This window comes from Cupriavidus sp. 01L46 (genome assembly GCF_056399905.1).
Genome location: NZ_JBFTSF010000682.1, coordinates 1 through 651, shown reverse-complemented (window position 1 = coordinate 651; position 651 = coordinate 1). Strand labels below are relative to the sequence as shown.

The 651-nt window shown below is 63.3% G+C and carries 1 protein-coding gene and 1 pseudogene; one reads left to right on the top strand and one right to left on the bottom strand.

Annotated elements, in window-relative coordinates:
* A partial coding sequence (locus AC1DS3_RS39300) for an anti-sigma factor family protein (RefSeq protein ID WP_477129455.1) occupies nucleotides 1-334 on the top strand: 334 nt, incomplete at its 5' end.
* A gap of 195 nt (nucleotides 335-529) precedes the next feature.
* Here the strand turns inward: AC1DS3_RS39300 and AC1DS3_RS39295 are convergent.
* Nucleotides 530-651: pseudogene (locus AC1DS3_RS39295) on the bottom strand (IS630-like element ISCARN39 family transposase); the annotation flags it as partial.

Genomic DNA, 651 nt, shown 5'->3' with positions numbered 1-651 from the left:
GCATACGGTCAAGCCGTGGTTTGACGGCAAGCTGGACTTTGCGCCGCCGGTGGTCGATCTTGCGCAGCAGGGGTATCCGCTGATCGGCGGCCGCCTGGATTACCTGAAGGGGCGGGCGGTAGCCGTGATGGTCTATCGCTACAAGCTGCACCCGATCAATCTTTATGTGTGGCCGGGCAACGACGCGGGCGCCACGCCCCGCATCTACGCGCAGCAGGGCTATCACCTCGCCCACTGGAGTGCCGCGGGGATGAATTACTGGGCGATTACCGATGCCGGCGAAGCTGAACTGAATGGCTTCATCACGGACCTGCGCGCGCATCCTGCTTCCTAGCCGCCGCAGCGCGGTACACACCGCGGAACTTCGCCTTCGCCACCCGCGACGGCTTGGTGGTGGCGCTCACGAAGGTGCAAGGCTCGACGGAGTTTGCGTCGCTTGGCGTAACAGGCCCGTTTACGGTAGTCCGAGGCCGCCCAGCGGGCCGCGCGGTTTCCCGTGGCTCTATTGATCCTTGTATAAATGATGACATCACCACAACTCGGCCTGCTTCCAGCACGCGGCAATGATGCTAGCGCGTTGCTGTGCGCTGCGCAGCCGATTGCGGGCGGTCGTTTTGAGTTCGGTGAGCGAGTGTGGGCAGAAGTTGGCCA